Here is a 16,897-nt window from a genome sequence, read left to right as displayed (position 1 = left end):
CAAACCGGTTCGGCCAGGGAGCGAATTCGGCCGACAGGTATCAGCACCGCCACGTCGGTCACGTGACGCCGTCAGAAGCTGGGCGCAGCGAACGGCCGATTCGCTCGGCCGCCGTCGCTGACTTGGTGTCGCCCACCCAGGCGGAAGAGTAGAGTTCCGTTAAGGAACCCAATTCGTATCGAGCAGCCCCGCGAGGGCGAGAACGGGGGAGATGCGCAGAGCTGGCCGAAGCGGCCCGGGTGCGGAAGAGGTGAACAATGACACAAAAACGGATCGAAACACAACAATGGATCGAAGGATGCGCCGTCGTACGGGTCATGTTCCGCGACGGCCTGGTGGTCAATTTCGACGACGACAACGAGTTGGTTATCAGGGTGCCACTGCGTCTGACGGTGCCGCCGGTCGGTGACTATCCCGCCGAGGTGGTGCCCGTCGACCCGGTGGCCACCCCCGACGAGGAGCGGCCGCTGTTCGACATCCCGGGGACCGTGTGCACCCGTGCGGAGTGGACTGACGAAGGCGACCTGCATGTCGAATTCTCCGACGGCCACGCGCTCGACGTGCCCCACGACGAACACGTCACCGCCTGGGAGTTGTACGGCAAGTACCACGGGTATGTGGCGAGTCTGCCCCATGGAAAGGTTCGGGTGCTCCGCCACGATCTGCTCGACGAGAAATGACGCCGGGGTCTTCGACAGTCCGTTCCCTAAAGCAACTAAGCTGTGACGACCATGCAGCGAACTTCGTTTTCGGGGATGGCCTGTTCCATCGCCCGCAGCCTCGACGTCGTCGGTGAGCCGTGGACGCCGCTGATCATTCGTGACATGTGGCTCGGGCGACACAGGTTCGACGACATCCAACGCAACCTCAACATCTCGCGCAAGGTGCTGACCGACCGCTTGAAGACCCTTGTCGAGGTGGGAGTGGTTGAGCGCAGGCGATACCAGCGCGAGCCCGATCGATACGAGTATGTGCTCACCGCCAAGGGTCAGGAGCTCATGGACGTGCTGCTCGCATTGATGGCGTGGGGAGACCGCTGGGTTTCCAGCGATGGCGAGCCAATGCTCATCCGACACAACTCATGCGGCGAGCGCACCCAGGCGGCGATCAGCTGCTCGGTTTGCGGTCAGCCGCTTCGCGCCCACGACACCGGGATTGCCCCCGGACCGGGGGCGCGGCAAGGATGGGGAACGCCCTGGGCCTCCGTGCCGGATATGGCACCGCAGAGCCAATAGCCCTTGCGCTCAATACGATTTGGGCAGGCCGAGGCTGTGCTGGGCGACGTAGTTCAACACCATGGCGCGGGTGATCGGCACGGTCTTGAACAGCCGCACGAACTCGTACATGTTGGCGAGCGCGACTTCTCTGGTGAAGCCGCTGCCGCCGTGCACCTCGATGGCCTGGTCGACGCAGCGAGTTGCCGCGTCCGCCGCCAAGAACTTGGCCATATTGCTCGCCTCGCCGGCGTCTGCGCCGCGGTCGACTCCGGCGGCGGCGTGCCTGGTCATCAACCGCGCCGCTTCGAGCGCTATTTTGGCCTCCGCCAACGGATGTGCCACACCTTGGTGAGCGCCTATCGGCACGTTCCAGACTCGGCGCTCTCGCGCGTATTCGACCGCCTTTTCCATGGCGTAGCGGCCCACACCGTTGCAGATCGATGCGATGATCACCCGTTCGGGATTCATTCCGTCGAATGCGACACGCAGACCGTTGCCTTCGCCGCCGACAAGGCAATCGGCGCCGACCGCCACGTCGTCGAAGAAGACCGAGAATGACTTGTCGGTGATCTCGAAAGTCATGGGAATGCGGTGCATTTCGAGTCCTGGCGCGTCAGCGTCGACCATGAAGAGCGAAAGTTGGCCGCGGCCTGCGGAATCCATGCCGGTGCGGGCGACGACCAAGACCGCATCGGCCTGGTCGATGGCGGTGATGAACGTCTTCTGCCCGGTGATGTAGTACTTGTCGCCCGCCCGACGCGCGGTGGTGCTGATGTGGTGGGAATTGGAGCCCGCGTCCGGCTCGGTGATCGCGAATGCGAATTTGGCGGTGCCTGCTGCCATCGGCGCCAACCAGCGCTGCTTCTGTTGGGGCGTCGCATGCCTGGACAGCAGGCTGCCGACGATGCCCGGCGAGATCATCAGCATGATCTCCGGGCACCCCGCGGCGGCAGCCTCCTCGGCGACAATGCTCAAAGCGGTCAATCCCATTCCGCCGCCGCCATATTGCTCCGGGAGATTGACCCCGACGAACCCGCCCGCCGCGAGCGCGTCCCATAGCTCGGTGGGGTGCTGCAACGTCTCGCTGCACCGGGTGAAATAGTCGTTGCCGAACTTCGCGACGATGCCGTGCACCGACGTGCGCAGTTCGGCCTCTTCGGCCGCGCTCAGCGCGGCCGTCATCGGAAATCCATCCAATGGCCGTGTGGTGTGAAGCCCAGCAGGAACGGGATCTCGATGCGGCACACCGGACCGCTCGTGATGTCGGAAGTGTCGAAAATGACGTACTCGCCCAGGTTTTCGGTCCACCTCGACACCGGCACTATCAGAAAACCGTCGCCCTCTGGAGCATCAGGCTCGCGCGGCGCGAACGTCGGCTCCATCACCAGCGACGGCCGCTCGTGGCGCAACCGGTACTCCTGCTCGTTCCCCGTTTCGATATCTCGCACGACGAGACTGTGCATCCGCATTCCGTCGCCCTTCGCGTCGCCCCCGATGAGGTAGCCCCACCGATGGCCACGCCCGTAGTATCGTTCGTCGACCTTCGGCAGCTCGGCGGGTCGGTCGTTGAGCATCTCGGATTTGACAGTGCCGGCCCGCAAGTCGACGCTCCAGCGGCCCAGCGTGCTGCGGGCCAGGTTGAAGAACAGCGCGACATCGTCACCTTCGAAACCATCGATGTCGAGCGGGAAAGGCGGCCGCTCGAAGATGGGCGCGTCCAGCGTGATGGTGTCGTCGACGACGTTGGCCGACAGCGTATGCATCACGTACTGCGGCTCGACTTCTGCGGTAATCCAACGAATGTCGCCGTGTGCAACGTCGTTGCGCGGCACCAACGCCAGGACGATCGGTAGCTCCGGATTCCATGCCTGGACCGAGAGCCCGCGGCGCACCCGGTCAGGTTCGAACGCAAACCCCTGGAACGGCAACACCATCCACTCGGGCGTCAACCACATGTCGTGAACTTCCGAGCAGTACGGTGCCTCCCAGAGCTCGCGTGAAGTCACGGTGCCGTCCGGCCGAACCACGTGAACGGTCACATACGGGCGCCGGTCGCTGTACGACCAGCCGTACAGGGTGCCGGTGGCATGGTCCCACTTCGGGTGCGCGGTGAATGCGGCATCGCCGAAACCCGCTTGGTCGAAGATGCCGCGCGACAGCTGCGGTGACCAGCCGACAATCCCTCGGGTTTCCAATGTCAGGGGATCCAGCGCGACGGGTGGACCGCCCTGCTCGCCGGAGGCAAGGATCTCGCCGGCGAACGGGAAGCAATTGATGTTGCTGGTGCCCTGCGGGATTCCGCGGGTGAGCTCGTCACGGATGGCCGGGCCGAACCCGATGTTGCGCCAATCGACCCAGTCGCCGTCGGCCCAGCAGAATACGCTGCGCCCGTGGCGCTCCTCGAGCAGGTATTTGGGCGTGCGGACCCAGCGGTTGCGGAAATCGGCCCGGCCGTTCTCGAACACCAGGCCTTGCACCATGCCGTCCATGGCCAGCAGTCCGTTGCCGCCTTGCTTGGTCGGCCGCTTGAACGTCGGGCCCACGCGATAGAACCCGCCGGACAGTCCTCGGGGGATCTCGCCGAACGTCGTGACGCAGTCCTCGACGGTTGCCTCGAACCTCATCGGGCGAAACGCCCCGGTGAGTACTGCCGCGTTGGGGATCGCCACCATGGCTGCTTAGTATACTAAGTCGCATGACCGTTGCGAAACCCGCCCGCGCCCCCGATATCGTCGCCGGTGCGCTGCGGCGTCGCATCCTCAGCGGTGAGCTTTCCCCGGGGGACTCGCTACCCACCGAAACCGAGCTGGTGAACCAGCTTGGCGTCAGCCGCGAAACGGTCCGCGTTGCGCTGCGATTGCTCGACGCCGAAGGCCTTACCGAGACAACCCAGGGCCGCGGCGGTGTGCGGATCCGTCACCCCGAACCCCAGCGGGCCGCTCGCTCGTTGGTGCAATTGCTCACGCTGACCGGGGCGACGTGGGGTGACCTCCTTTCATTCCGCAAGATGCTCGAACCGTCGGCGACAGCGTTGGTCGCCGAACACGCCTCGCCGGAGGAGCGAGCGGCAATCGTCGAAGTTGCCGAGCGCGGCATCGCGCCCGACGGCCGCGGATACCACGAATTCCACGAACTCGTGGTGCGTTCGAGCGGAAACGCTCTGCTCACAACCGTGCTGGCCGCGGTGGAGCAAGCGGTCCGCTGGGCTGCCGCCGAACAGGACATCACTCAGTACGACCGCGCCGAAGCCGCCAGATCACACCGCGCGATCGCCGACGCTATCGCTGCGGCAGACCCGCGGAAAGCCGAGCGCCGGATGCGCCAACACCTCGACGCGGCCCTCCGACACGTCGAAGCCTCCGGGTTGGCCGGCGCACCGATGATTCCCCCGTCACGCTGGGGCACTGACCACACCGACCTCCCGTGGCGGTGATCCCTCGGCCGTGTTAGCCGGTGCACCAAATGCGGTCCGTAAGCCGCCGCAGTAAATTGCCTGTGGCGGTCAGCAGACATGCCGGTCTCAGCTCATGGAGGGTTCGCGGTGCGCGCATTCGTTCGGGCGGTGGCTCTGTCCCTGGCCACCGGGTTGGTGCTCGTCGGATGTGACCGACCGGCGCCGCAGCCGCCCAAGGCCAAAATCGGCAGCTGGGGCGTCGACCTGGCCGACATGGACAGGTCGGTGCGGCCCGGCAACGATTTTTTCGACTATGTCGTCGGCAGTTGGGTGAAGAACGCCAAGATCCCTGCGGACCGGGTCTGCGCGGGCGTCAATCTCGACATCCAAAACCAGCTGGACGCGGACCTCAAGGCGATCGTCCAGAGCGCTGCCGCGAAACACGCTGCGGCGGGTGATATCTCGCAGCAGATCGGCGATCTCTACGCCTCGTACATGAACGAGGAGCTGCTGAACAAGAAGGGCGTCGAGCCCGTGCGGTCCCTGCTCACGTCGATCGATGCCATCACCGACAGGCCGGGGCTCAACGCGGTTCTGGTTTCCTTCAACGGCAAGACCCGGGTGGACGACCCGTTCCCGGTGTCGGTGGATATCGACCCGAAGACGCCGACCCGCTACCTACCCAAGATCTGGCAGGGCGGGCTTTCGCTCGGTGACCGCGGCTATTACGTCAACACCGATCCTGAATCGGTGGAGCTGCGAAACAAGTTCGTCGCGCACGTCGCCAAGCTGCTGGGTCTGGCCGGTTACGCCGATGCGCAGCAACAGGCCGAACAGTTGCTTGCCTTGGAAACCAAGCTGGCCGAGGTGCAACTGCCGCGGGAGCTTGCGCGCAACGTCGAGCAGACCACCAACATCATGCCGCGTGCAGAGGTGGAGCAGATTGGGCAGGGCGCGCCGCTGCACGAGATGTTCGACGCGCTGAAGTTGCCGCCGACCACCGACCTGCAGGTCGGCATGCCCGACGTATTGCGCAGCACCGCAAGGCTTTTCGCTACCGAGCCGTTGGACGCGTGGAAGGCGTACCAGCGCTACCACGTCCTGCATTCATACGGCAGTGAGCTTTCGACGCCGTTCGCCGATGAACTGTTCGACTTCTACGGACGCACGATGGCGGGCGCCCAGGAGCGCGCACCGCGGGAAAAGCGCGGTGTTTCGCGGGTGAGCAATGAACTCGGCGACCCGGTCGGCGAGCTTTACGTGCACGCGCACTTCAGTCAGCAGACCCGCGACAGCGCGCGAGCGCTGGTCGAGAATCTCCGCAAGGCGTACAGCAAGCGCATCGACGGCGCGTCGTGGATGGCACCGGAGACCAAAAAAGAAGCGCAGGCGAAACTGGCAGCACTGGTTGCCAAGATCGGCTATCCGGACAAGTGGAAGTCCTACGCGACGGTCAAGATCGACGCGCGCGACCTCGTCGGCAACGAGAACAATCTGGCCGTGTGGTCCTGGAACGACGACGTCAGCAAGTTGGGAAAGCCCATCGACCGCGGCGAATGGGACATGACGCCGCAGACCAACAACGCCTACTACTCTCCGCGGCTCAACGACATCGTGTTTCCCGCCGCGATCCTGCAGCCGCCGAACTTTGATCCCGCGGCCGATCCCGCGGCGAACTATGGCGCCATCGGGGCCACAATCGGCCACGAGATGAGCCACGCCTTCGACGACCAAGGCCGCAAGAGCGACGGCACCGGCGTGCAGCGCGATTGGTGGACGCCCGCCGACGCCGAGCGCTATGTGCGCGAGTCGGACAAGCTCGTCGAGCAGTTCAACGGGTATGAGCCGCTACCGGGCAATCGCATCAACGGGAAGCTGACACTCGGCGAGAACATCGCCGATCTCGCCGGACTGCGCATCGCGTACGACGCCTACCGGCTGTCCCTCGGCGGAAAAGAGGCGCCGATAATCGACGGCCTCACCGGAGACCAGCGGTTCTTCATCGCCTTCGCGGCGAGCTGGAAGGAGATCTGCCGTCCCCAAACTGTGCGCAGCCGGTTGATGTCGGACGTCCACAGCCCCGCGAAGTTCCGGGTCAACGGGATCGTCCGCAACATGGACGAGTGGTATGCCGCGTTCAACGTCCAGCCCGGCGACTCGCTGTTTCTCAAGCCCGAGGACCGCGTCCGGGTCTGGTGACCCGGCTGCTAGTCCTCCCCGGTTTCCAGCAGCCGCAGGGGGTGCAGCCCGTCGACCGCGCCGACGAAGGGCGGATGGATGCTGTAGCCCAGCATGCGGCGGATGTCGTCGGAGACCGCTCGGGCGATATCGCGCGAGATCGACAAGGTGAAGGCCTCCATCGGCCGCAGCCACGGTTGGCAGTACTGGGCGGTGACGGCGAGCCGGTCAGCGGCGGTGGTGTTGGCACCTCCGCCGTGCCAGAGGGTGCCGACGAAGAAGACGCAGGAGCCGGCGGGCATCACCACCGGTATCGCGGGATCCTCCGGGGTGGGGCGACGTTTGCCCCAGCGGTGGCTGCCGGGGATGAGGACGGTGGCGCCGTTGTCGGCGGTGAAGTCGTCGATCGCCCAGATCGTCGCCGCCGCCAACGGTGGCCGCGGACGCGGAACCGGATAGAAGCCGTCGTCATGATGCGGCAACTGCGCGGTCTCGCCGGGCTGAATGTTGATGGCCTGCAACGCCGAAAGCAGATAGTTGGGCATCAGCAACCGATCCAGCACCGCCAGCACCCGCGGATGGTCGACCAGCCGGTCGCAGACTCGCGTCCGGCTCAGCACGCTGTAGATGCGCTGGGTACGGCGGCCCTCGAAGGAGTTGCGTCCGGTGGGTCCGAGCCACGGGCGCACGGTCGCACGGATTTGTCCGCACTCCGCTGGGCTCAGCAGGTTCGGCCAGACGACGTAGCCGTCGCGGTCGATTGCCGCCAAGTCGGCCTCCACGATCGCGCTGTCGACGGAGCTTCCGCCGGTCGGTGCCCATTTGTACCGCTGCGCCAGATCACCCCGAAGGTCCTCCAGGGTGGTGACGGACTCGTCGTCGATGTCCATTGGGCCGTCCTTATGCCGCTGACTAAGCCGAGTTCGGTTGAGCCGCTTGCGAATCCCGACGGGATCTGCTGGCCACCACGATCTGCGGTCGGAGCGGCCCGCCGCGCAGGTCGAGGGTGATGTCCGGCCCGGCGTACCGGGCCAACGCGCGCAGCGCCGACGGGCTGTAGGCGCGCAGCGAGCTGATCAGCCCGTCATGCGCCGTCGGCCACAGCGCTGCGAATGGTAGCCGCAGCGCCAATCCGAACAGGTGGGGCCATGCGGGTGGGCGACGGAAATCGATGATCAGGAATTTGTCGGCGACCCGGGTGCCTTCGGCTAATGCTCGGGCGGCCAGCGACGGTCGCAGGTGGTGGAAGGACAGCGCCAACACGGCAAGGTCGTACTTTCCGTCGGGCGCGTCAATGGCGGTGGCATCCATCTCGCGGACCACCGCGCGGGGGTGGCGGCCCAACTCGCTTGCGGCGATGGCGGCCACCGACGCGGGCTCGATGTCGGTGACCGTGACATGGGCGGTGGGATGCATCGTCAGCATCGCCCGCGACAGCCCGCCGTGGCCGGAGCCGAGTTCGAGGATCGTCGGCTCGGGTATGTCAGCCACTTGCTCGACTGCCAGTTCAGCGAACTTCTTGTGCATTCCCAAATATCGGCCCAGGCGGTCCAGCGACCGCACAACCTTGCGTTTCAGGTGTTCGGAGTCGTCGCGGTCCAGGTATTCCAGCCGATCGGTCTGCAACCATCGGTCCAGAAGCGATGCATCCGGTCCGCCGCGAGGCATGCTGTCGACGTCGAAAGTCTCTGGGACCATGACGTCCATCATGGATGATGCTTCGCCTGCGAGCGGCGACATTCGTTGCCTGCGGTTGCCGAATGCTTGACAAGCCGCTCTGCCGGACACAGCATCGCGAGAAGACCACCGCTGGAATGCGGTGAACGCGGCGGCGGGAATCAGATGCGAAAGGCCATTGCCATTGGAACGGTCTTCGTTGCGCTCACGGCCTGCTCCCGTGGCCAAGCGGCGCACACCGCGGTGAACGACTCCGGGCATGGGTCGCCGCCGGCGGCTGCGGCGCCACTTCCTCCTGCGCTTCCGGCGCCCACCACGACGACGCCGTCTGCACCGCCCGATCCGGCAGCCGCACTCGAGTTCGCCAAGGTGTCCAAGCTGATCACCGATGCCATTGCGGCCAACAGGATGCCGGGGGCTGTGGTGCTGATCGGACACGGTGGTCGGATCGCCTTCCACCAGGCCTATGGTTCCCGCAAGCTCGCCGGCGAACCGGGGTTGAGCGGGTTGCCTGAACCGGCGGAGCCGATGACCGAGGACACGATCTTCGACTTGGCGTCGTTGACCAAGATCCTGGCCACGGCGACCGCCGTCATGCAGCTCTACGAACAAGGCAGCGTCGCATTCGACGATCCCGTGCAGCAGTATTTGCCCGACTTCAACCCGGCGAACGACCCGGTGCGCGCCAAGGTGACGGTTCGCATGCTGCTCACCCACACCTCGGGCGAACCGGGAGACGTTGAACTAAAAGACCCGTGGGGACTGGACAGAACCGATAAAGCGGAGGGCATTTTTCGGGCTCTGACGACGCCGCTGCAGGCGGGTCCCGGGGAGGTTTTCCACTACTCCGATATCAACTTCATCCTGCTCGGCGCATTGCTCGAGAAGCTCACCGGCGAGGCCGAAGACGTCTACGTACGACAACACGTATTCGCGCCCCTTGGTATGCAAGACACTCGCTACCTGCCCGCCGCCAAGGCATGCGGTCCGCACACGGTGCGCGGGGCTGCGGTTGCTTCCGCGCCGGTAAGCGCCGGCCCCGCCGGTTGCGGCGCGGGCACCTGGAACGTCGGGCTGTTGTCGCGCATCGCACCGACCGCGCGTGACGAGGAGAGCAGGGCCGAGCCGGCCAGGAATCCCAATCTCGATCAGCTGCTCCGGGGCACCGTGCATGACACGACGGCGCGGCGCATGGGAGGGGTGGCCGGGCACGCCGGTGTGTTCTCGACGGCGCAGGACGTCGGCATCTTCGCGCAGGCGCTGCTCGATCGGCTTGCCGGTCGGCCGAGCGAATTCCCGTTGAGCCAAGCAACTTTGGAGTTGATGACGACCCCGCAGCAGCCCGGACATACGGCACGGCAACTGGAAGCGGCAAACGATGCCGCCCGGCAGGCCATCGCAAAGCGGCCCAATAAGGCGGATTCGCTGTTCGCCCAACACTATCCGGCAATTGCGGGGCAGAATCTGCGTGGCTTCGGCTGGGACATCGACACGCCGCTCTCCATGCCGCGCGGGGTGATCTTTCCCATCGGCAGCTTCGGCCATACCGGCTTCACCGGTACCTCGATGTGGCTGGACCCGGGCTCCGACAGCTACGTGGTGCTGCTCACCAATGCGATTCATACCCGGGGCAGTTCACCGATCTCGGACATCCGAGGTCAGGTGGCGACGGCAGCCGCGCAGGCCCTGGGTCTTTAACGGCTCACGGCCGCTCGAAGTGCTGGTAATCGGGCGTCGTCCAATAGCCGCCCCATTGCCAACCGTGATCGGTGAAAACGCGCACGGCTAGGTCGCCGTCGTGCAGCAGCCCCGGATCGGTGCGGCTGCGGTCGAGGTACGCCGCTGCGTTCTGCGGTTCGAAATATCCGTTGGCATATAGGCACGGGTTGACCCGCGTATTGATATCGATTGCCCGACCGTAGGCGTGTGGCGACCAGTCGTTGGTTCCCGGGATGAGCCGGCAGTTGAATGCCGAAGTGTTGTTGTCCTCCATGGACAATTCGTCGTCGGCGCCTGGGTAGTGGTCGACCGTGCGGATCTTTTCGACGGGATAACCCATTCGGTACAGCTGCTCGAAGACCGCGACGGTGTCCGCCGCCAATTCTTCGTGGACGATCAGCGTGCCGCGGTGGGTCTGGCCGTCGAAACCGATGTAGTCCACGTCGACCCGGCGCAGCTGCTCGGGCTCGACCGGGCACCCCGGATGCCAGGTGGTGCCCAGATCCGCGGCGGTGACCGGCTGCACCGTCGCACCGGCAGGTGCGGGTGGCGTGCTGGCGGACGGGGGAATGGCCGACGACGACGCGGGGGTCGGCGACGGCGACGGCGGCGCAGACGATGCCGGGGTCGCCGCATGCGGTGGGGGCGCGGCGCTGCACTGCACCAGCACCAGCGCGGCGGTCACGAGTACGGCCGCAACCGCGATCCGGCGCCTGTCCAGGGTGCTCACAGCTGCGCCAGGAGTTCGCACACCGCGGCGTTGAATGCCTCAGGCTGGTCCATATTCGCCGCATGCCCCGCGCCCTCGATGACCACCTTGCGGGCGTTGGGGATCTTTCGGTGCAGGTAATCGGCACCCGCCAAGAAGTCGGTGTCATTAGCACCGACGATCACCAACGTGGGCACCGCGATGCCGTCGAGCGAGTTGATCACCCGAGCATCCTTTTGGGCCATCACACCGCGGGCGGCGCGAGGCAATCCCTCGGGATGCTCATGGACCGCCTGCGCCAGTTCCGCCGACATGTCGACGGGCGCTTCGCCGCGCTCGAGCTTTTGGGCGCGCCGTTCCACCCATGCGTTCCACTTCGCGCGGGCTTCGTCGTTGCGATACCCCGGTCCGGTGTCGACCAGCACCAGCGCGGCCACCCGGTGCGGATGCACGAGGTGGAACGCCAGCGATAGGTAGCCGCCCAGGGACATTCCGCCGAGCACCGCCCGGTCGGCGCCTGCGGCGTCGAGAACGGCCGCCATGTCGGCCACGCTGATCTGCTCGCTGTAGCAGGCCATGTCCTCGGGCGCGTCACTGCTGCCGTGGCCGCGCTGATCCCAGACGATCACCGGCCGGTCAATGCTCAAGGCATCGATATTGGACGCCCACATGCCCGCGGTGGCGCCGAAACCGTGAGTGAGCAATAGCGGCACACCCGACGCCTGCGGGTTGTGCACCTGGTAGGCGAGCGTGACCCCGTCGTCGCGCTGCAGCCGGTTCACAGGTCCACAATGGTGCCGACGGACGGGTCGACCTTCCCGTCGAGCAACTCGAGATAGGCCCGCTGAATGTCGTCGGTGCTCGAGATCCGTTCGACCCGAAGCCAATTCGACGCCCACTCGGCGAACGGCGTCCAGGCCTCGGCCACGTTGAGGTCCAGTTTCGCTGTGCCCCAATCGGATCCGCGCTTCTTGATCCGGTCTGGCGCGAAGAAGAACACCGGCTTGGGCCCCGCGAGCTCTCCGCTGCCCTGCGCCATCTGGGTCCAGTGGGTCATCCCGACCGCGGCGCTGTGGGCCAGCCGTGCGCCGTAGTGGGAGTGGACGCCGGCGCGGATGGCGGCATCGCCGGAGATGTCGATGTAGACCGCACGGTCGCCCGGCAATCCGGCGATGTCGTCGTATCCGTACACCGAGTCGTAGACGTCCAATCCCTTGACGAACTCGCTGTTACCCGCCGAGGTCAGGCCCACGATGTCGATGCCTTCGCGCTTGGCCAGCAGGTAGGCCGCGATGATCGCCGTTTTCGACGACGCGCTGGAGATCACGATGGTGTCCGCGCCGAAAAAGCCCTCGTCGGCGACGAAGTCGTCGATGAGGAAAGAGGTGAAGAAGAGCGGGAAGAAGAGAATATGTTCGGCCTCGCGACTGGCCGAGTAGACCGGATCGGAGTGGACGTCGCGGTAGCCCTGGTAGGCCGAGGGCAGCGTCGCGCGGTGCGGGGCGGCGTCGATGAAGCCTTTCTCGTTGATGCGGTCGGGGATGACCAGGAGGTGGCTGGCGCACGGCAGGTAGCCGTAGACGCGCTTGCCCTCCGCCAGGTCGGGATGTCGCGATTCCTCGACGTGGGCGTAGCCCCAGACGTTGAGCTTTCCCCAGTCGGGGTCGGAGGCGGGGAAGAAATCCCAGTACTTCATCGCCTCGCCGAACACCGCGTAGGTGATGTTGTTCGACGTCAGGCCGAAGGATTCGACGCGCAGCAGCGCCTGCCCGCCAATCGGCGTCGGTGCATCGCCGAACAGGAAACGGGTCTGGTGTAGGTCGTCGCGACGCAACTCGAAATCCATGGAGGCGAGCCTATGGGCGTGGGCGGTAATCGGAAAGATCGGACTGGCCACCGAGGCAACGATTGATGTACCATCTGGTACATGATTACTGAGAGCGGCGTGGAGATCGCTGCACCGGCGTCCCTGGTGTGGGAGGTCTTCAGCGATGTCGAGCGATGGCCCGAATGGACCGCCTCGGTGACCAGCCTGGTCGCCCTGGACGGGCCGTCCCTGGCCGTCGGTAAGCGGTACCAGATCAAACAGCCCAAACTGCCGACCCTCGTGTGGGAGGTGACCGACGTGTCCCCTGGGGTGTCGTGGACCTGGGCGCAAAGTTCCCCCGGCGGCACCACCCTGGCCACTCACACCGTGACGGCAGTCGCCGATGACCGGACGCTCGTCGAGCAGAAGCTCGACCAGCAGGGGCCGATAGGCGCGATCGTCGGCCGGCTCATGCTCCGCACGACGCGCCGCTATCTCGAGATGGAAGCCCAGGGCCTCAAGGGCCGCAGCGAGCAACTGCGGCAATCCCTTGGCCCGCACTCCTGACGTCGCTCGTCGCCAGCAGCTTCTCGATGCTCTAGTCGACGAATTCGCCGCCGGGGGCATCGGGGACCGTTCGCTGCGCGAGGTGGCCGCCGCCGTCGGTACCAGCCATCGAATGTTGCTGCACCACTTCGCCTCCCGTGGTGACCTGCTGCTGGCAATCGTCGAGGAAGTGGAACGCCGCCAGATGGCGGTCCTCGCGGAGCTGCCGGACTCGCCTGCCGACAGCTTCGCGGCGATGTGGGCCATCCTGTGCCGGCCTGAGCTACGGCCGTTCGAGCGGCTCTTCTTCGAGTGCTACTCCCGCGGTGTCCAGGGCGAGGAGCCTTTTGTCCGCATGGTGCCGGGCGCTGTGGACACCTGGCTGGCCGAGGTGGACAAGGCGGCCGGCGGGGCCAGCGACCCGGCGCTGGTGCGCCTGGGCCTGGCTGTCACCCGCGGGCTGCTGCTCGACCTAGTGGCTACCAACGACGAGGCCGGTGTGACCGCGGCGGCGCAGGCATTTGCGCAACTTCTCCGGCGCTGAACTGGAATTGCATACACAGATCCATGCATGTATACATGCATTATGGCGACCAAGACGATATCGATCGATATGGAGGCATACGAGCGCCTACGGGCCGCTCGGCAGTCGCCCAACGAGTCATTCTCGCGCGTCATAAAGCGTGCGCACTGGCGCAACGAACTCCACACGGCAGCAGCGCTTCTCGATGTACTCGCTGAGCTACCGACAGTGGCCGACGACGTTCTCGTCCGCCTCGATGAGGCACAGCGCGCCGACACACCGCCGGAAGACCAGTGGCGCTCCGGGTGAGCGTCGACACGACGTTTCTCATCGACCTGCAGCGGGAACGATCCGCGGGTAACGACGACGGCGCCGCGCATCGTTTCCTCAAGCGCTCACCCGAGGCCGAGCTGTTCCTTTCGACGATTGCGCTGGGCGAGTTCGCGGAAGGATTCGACCGTGTCGAGCACCCGATCGTCGAAGCCATGCGCGAGCGACACACCCTGGTCCCGGTGGACGACCAGACCGCAATGGTCTACGCAAAGGTCGTACGGGAGCTGCGTCGCCGCGGCGAACTCATCGGTGCCAACGATCTGTGGATCGGCTGCACGAGCCTTCGATTGGGCATTCCGATAGTCACCGCGAACGTGGCGGACTTCCGTCGTATCGATGGCCTCGGCATCGTGCAATACCGTTGATCAGCGGGCGGCGGCTGACCTAGCTGACCGGCAGCCTGAATACGAAACCCTCGGCGTCGTCCTTCGAATGCCAGAGGCCGAAAAATGACGATGCCGGCGCCCGGGATCCCAGGTGATCGGTGACGTAGACGTACTTGCCGCTGGGGTCCACCGCCAACCCCATGGGGTCGATGAAGCGGTACCCTCCCGGCACCTCGATCCAGTTCTTCGACCCGTGCGCCAACTTTTGCACGCCCGCTGCGCTGACCACGTACACGTTGCCGTCGCCATCGACCGCAACGTACTGCGCGTCGTTGGGGGCAGACGGCAACTTGACCCACCCGTCCGACCCGGCCGCAAGCCACATCAGGCAACTGTGGCTATAGCGTCCGCTGCTGCACGAGGCGTTGACGTAGACGTTGCCGGTGTTGTCCACCGCCACGTCATTGGGACTGGCCCCGCGCAGCGACGGCAGCACCGTTTGGTCGCTGGACCCGGCCGCCAACTTCACCACCCGGGACCGGTGGGTGTCGGCGACATACACGGTGCCGGCACGGTCTACCGCCACACCCTCGGGGAAATTCAACGCGTGAATCGGCAGCATGGTTTGGGTGTTCGCCCCGGCCGCCAGCTTGAGCACCCGGTTGTGGCCGGCGTCGGTGACGTAGACGTTGCCGGCGCCGTCGACGGCCACGCCGCCGGTGGAAGTATTGATGACCCCGCCGGCGGAGAGATCGAGGCCGGTGAACGGCAGCACGGTTGGCGTGTTCGATCCAGCCGCCAGTTTGAGCACCTGGTTGGTGCGGGTGTCGGCGACGTAGATGTTGCCGGCGGAATCCACCGCCACGCCGTGCGGAAGGCGCAGGCCGGCGAACGGCAACGCGTACTGGCGTAGCTGCTCCGCCTTCAGCCGATCTTCGTTGCCCTGACGGCTGTTCTGAATGCTGCCGGTGGCAAAAATCATCGCGGGGATTCCCGCAAATATGACCGCGGCGATGATGACGGCATAAACCCAGAGCTTGCGTTTGGGCCGGGCCAGAGGCGTCCCGCTCGCTGGCGATGCCGCGACCTCGTCGGCTCGCGCCCTGTCTTCCAGTTGTGCTGCCAGACCGAACTTTTCGACGAGCGTCAGCCAGTCCGCGGCTGACACGACATATTCCGGTTCACTTTCCTTTGGCACCTCGTCGCGCCAGGCAAAGCGGTAGGTGAGCTTGGTTCTGCCGCTGGCCGTGGTCTGTGGCGGTCCGGCGAAATCGGGACATCCGATGGACAGTGGTTGCGTACCGGGGATGCGCACCACCAGCACGGCCGCCGTCAGCACTCCGCTGCGAGGAACCGAGCGGGTGCTTGCCGCCGCTGTCGCGCTGGCCTGCTCCAGGGAAGCCGAGGCCCGCCGCGCACCGCTCTTCAGGTCGATCACCGAAATAGCATCGTCGCCGACATCAAGGGCGATACCGGCTTTCGGCGGGTTGGCGTTCAACTTGGTCGCCGTGGCGGTGTTTTTGAACATCCCGACAAACGAAGACGAGTATTTCCTGGCCGGATTGGGGGTCAGCAGACAGCGAATGGGTTGCCCCGGCGTGGTCGCGCGCACATCCAGTGCACCCGCACCGCCGACCACGGTGAGCAGCTCATCGAACTCCGATGCCGACATCACCGCGTCCACGCTGTCCACCGGCGGTGCTTCCAAGGGTGTTTCGGCAGCGATGCGATGATCTTCTCCGCCGAGAACAAAGCGATGCTCGCCGCTGCGCAGGTGCAGCGCCGTTCCTTTGCCTGTTTCGCCGTACCCGGCGAGAGTCCAACGGCCCAGCTGCGCATCGCCGAATGAAAAAACATCTCCCGGCATCGTGCTGGTGGTCAGGCCGCTGCTGCCGACGTCGATGAGGACCTGCTTTTGCGATTCATCCTCCGCTGGAAAAAAGCGAACGCCGGCATACCCCCGAGCATGAACGCGAAGAGCAACACGGTGCCGACGACCTTGATGACGGTATCCGAGCCCACGAGCGCGCCAATCATGAAGAGCGCGATGTTAACCGCGCCGAGCGCTGCCATGCCCCCGAAGATGAGCAGGTTGGTGTACTTCATCATCTGCTTGGTGCTCGGCGGGGCGGCGGATGCCACGAAACGACGCGATGCAGCCGCATTGCCCCCGCTTGCCGGCGGCACGTCTGCGTGGCGCTGCTGCCCGGCAAGCTGTTGCTCCAGTTCGGCGATGTGTTTCTCGGGGTCACCGTGATCGGTCAGCAACTCGTCCATTGCGGTTCCTCCTACCTGCTGCCGGGCCGTAAGCTACCGCGGACCACTTGCCGAATCCTTGCGTCTGACGGGGCTGCCGATCCAGCTTGACAGGCCATTGCGATTTCAACCCAGCAACTGGGTTTGCGACGGTGACTCAAAACACGCGGTTGTGGGTACAGGATCGGCAAGCCGACCCGACTGCGCCGCCC

At 65.5% G+C, this 16,897-nt stretch carries 18 protein-coding genes; 9 read left to right on the top strand and 9 right to left on the bottom strand.

All coding sequences use genetic code 11. The features are described 5' to 3' along the window. The first annotated feature begins 257 nt into the window (after positions 1-257). On the top strand, positions 258-680 hold the full coding sequence (locus AC5Y2L_RS14260) for a DUF6188 family protein (protein ID WP_499935924.1): 423 nt from the start codon (positions 258-260) through the stop codon (positions 678-680). A 51-nt stretch (positions 681-731) separates the two neighbouring features. After that, positions 732-1,235, top strand: coding sequence for a winged helix-turn-helix transcriptional regulator (locus tag AC5Y2L_RS14255; protein ID WP_499935926.1), 504 nt, complete (start codon positions 732-734; stop codon positions 1,233-1,235). 9 nt (positions 1,236-1,244) lie between these two features. Here the strand turns inward: AC5Y2L_RS14255 and AC5Y2L_RS14250 are convergent, their stop codons facing one another. Together AC5Y2L_RS14250 and AC5Y2L_RS14245 are read right to left on the bottom strand one after the other, a co-directional pair. Beyond that, a complete protein-coding gene (locus AC5Y2L_RS14250) occupies positions 1,245-2,399 on the bottom strand; it encodes an acyl-CoA dehydrogenase family protein (protein ID WP_499935927.1) in 1,155 nt (384 codons plus the stop codon). After that, a complete protein-coding gene (locus tag AC5Y2L_RS14245; RefSeq protein WP_499935929.1) occupies positions 2,396-3,889 on the bottom strand; it encodes a carotenoid oxygenase family protein in 1,494 nt (497 codons plus the stop codon). The genes AC5Y2L_RS14250 and AC5Y2L_RS14245 overlap by 4 nt, the downstream gene beginning before the upstream one ends. 23 nt (positions 3,890-3,912) lie before the next feature. Here AC5Y2L_RS14245 and AC5Y2L_RS14240 point away from each other — a divergent pair, with 23 nt between their 5' ends. Together AC5Y2L_RS14240 and AC5Y2L_RS14235 are read left to right on the top strand one after the other, a co-directional pair. Continuing rightward, positions 3,913-4,650 (top strand): FadR/GntR family transcriptional regulator, encoded by a 738-nt coding sequence (locus AC5Y2L_RS14240; protein WP_499935931.1) that lies wholly within the window; start codon positions 3,913-3,915, stop codon positions 4,648-4,650. 108 nt (positions 4,651-4,758) lie between these two features. After that, positions 4,759-6,810: a M13 family metallopeptidase gene (locus tag AC5Y2L_RS14235; protein WP_499935932.1), complete on the top strand. Its 2,052-nt coding sequence runs from the start codon at positions 4,759-4,761 to the stop codon at positions 6,808-6,810. An 8-nt stretch (positions 6,811-6,818) separates the two neighbouring features. Here AC5Y2L_RS14235 and AC5Y2L_RS14230 read toward each other — a convergent pair whose 3' ends face one another. After that, positions 6,819-7,679: a phytanoyl-CoA dioxygenase family protein gene (locus AC5Y2L_RS14230; protein WP_499935934.1), complete on the bottom strand. Its 861-nt coding sequence runs from the start codon at positions 7,677-7,679 to the stop codon at positions 6,819-6,821. Positions 7,680-7,701: 22 nt separating this feature from the next. Beyond that, positions 7,702-8,496: a class I SAM-dependent methyltransferase gene (locus AC5Y2L_RS14225; RefSeq protein WP_499936191.1), complete on the bottom strand. Its 795-nt coding sequence runs from the start codon at positions 8,494-8,496 to the stop codon at positions 7,702-7,704. Positions 8,497-8,631: 135 nt separating this feature from the next. On the opposite strand from AC5Y2L_RS14225, the gene AC5Y2L_RS14220 reads away from it, so the two are divergent. Further along, positions 8,632-10,164 (top strand): serine hydrolase domain-containing protein, encoded by a 1,533-nt coding sequence (locus AC5Y2L_RS14220; RefSeq protein ID WP_499935936.1) that lies wholly within the window; start codon positions 8,632-8,634, stop codon positions 10,162-10,164. 4 nt (positions 10,165-10,168) lie between these two features. Here AC5Y2L_RS14220 and AC5Y2L_RS14215 read toward each other — a convergent pair whose 3' ends face one another. Genes AC5Y2L_RS14215 through AC5Y2L_RS14205 form a run of 3 tightly spaced genes read right to left on the bottom strand, consistent with a single transcriptional unit; the run spans position 10,169 to position 12,740 of the window. Then, positions 10,169-10,915 carry a M15 family metallopeptidase gene (locus AC5Y2L_RS14215; protein ID WP_499935938.1) on the bottom strand — a complete coding sequence of 249 codons (747 nt, stop codon included), beginning with the start codon at positions 10,913-10,915 and terminating at the stop codon, positions 10,169-10,171. Next, on the bottom strand, positions 10,912-11,676 hold the full coding sequence (locus AC5Y2L_RS14210; RefSeq protein WP_499935940.1) for an alpha/beta fold hydrolase: 765 nt from the start codon (positions 11,674-11,676) through the stop codon (positions 10,912-10,914). The genes AC5Y2L_RS14215 and AC5Y2L_RS14210 overlap by 4 nt, the downstream gene beginning before the upstream one ends. Further along, positions 11,673-12,740 carry a DUF2855 family protein gene (locus tag AC5Y2L_RS14205; protein ID WP_499935942.1) on the bottom strand — a complete coding sequence of 356 codons (1,068 nt, stop codon included), beginning with the start codon at positions 12,738-12,740 and terminating at the stop codon, positions 11,673-11,675. Before AC5Y2L_RS14205 ends, AC5Y2L_RS14210 begins: the two co-directional genes overlap by 4 nt. Positions 12,741-12,821: 81 nt before the next feature. On the opposite strand from AC5Y2L_RS14205, the gene AC5Y2L_RS14200 reads away from it, so the two are divergent. The 4 genes from AC5Y2L_RS14200 to AC5Y2L_RS14185 are packed head-to-tail and all read left to right on the top strand — an operon-like array spanning position 12,822 to position 14,468. Next, positions 12,822-13,268 (top strand): SRPBCC family protein, encoded by a 447-nt coding sequence (locus AC5Y2L_RS14200; protein ID WP_499935944.1) that lies wholly within the window; start codon positions 12,822-12,824, stop codon positions 13,266-13,268. Next, entirely contained in the window at positions 13,252-13,791 is a 540-nt protein-coding gene (locus AC5Y2L_RS14195) for a TetR family transcriptional regulator (protein WP_499935945.1), read from the top strand. The genes AC5Y2L_RS14200 and AC5Y2L_RS14195 overlap by 17 nt, the downstream gene beginning before the upstream one ends. 42 nt (positions 13,792-13,833) lie before the next feature. Continuing rightward, on the top strand, positions 13,834-14,079 hold the full coding sequence (locus tag AC5Y2L_RS14190) for an antitoxin VapB family protein (RefSeq protein WP_499935947.1): 246 nt from the start codon (positions 13,834-13,836) through the stop codon (positions 14,077-14,079). Further along, complete coding sequence (locus AC5Y2L_RS14185) at positions 14,076-14,468, top strand: type II toxin-antitoxin system VapC family toxin (RefSeq protein WP_499935949.1); 393 nt, start codon at positions 14,076-14,078, stop codon at positions 14,466-14,468. The genes AC5Y2L_RS14190 and AC5Y2L_RS14185 overlap by 4 nt, the downstream gene beginning before the upstream one ends. 19 nt (positions 14,469-14,487) lie before the next feature. Here the strand turns inward: AC5Y2L_RS14185 and AC5Y2L_RS14180 are convergent, their stop codons facing one another. Next, positions 14,488-16,122: an NHL repeat-containing protein gene (locus AC5Y2L_RS14180; protein WP_499935950.1), complete on the bottom strand. Its 1,635-nt coding sequence runs from the start codon at positions 16,120-16,122 to the stop codon at positions 14,488-14,490. 185 nt (positions 16,123-16,307) lie between these two features. Further along, positions 16,308-16,706 carry a hypothetical protein gene (locus tag AC5Y2L_RS14175; protein WP_499935951.1) on the bottom strand — a complete coding sequence of 133 codons (399 nt, stop codon included), beginning with the start codon at positions 16,704-16,706 and terminating at the stop codon, positions 16,308-16,310. Positions 16,707-16,897: the final 191 nt, after the last annotated feature.

Source organism: Mycobacterium sp. NGS66 (assembly GCF_059812225.1).
The sequence above is the reverse complement of the archived record's forward strand: the minus strand, read 5'-3'. Positions and strand labels throughout refer to the sequence as shown.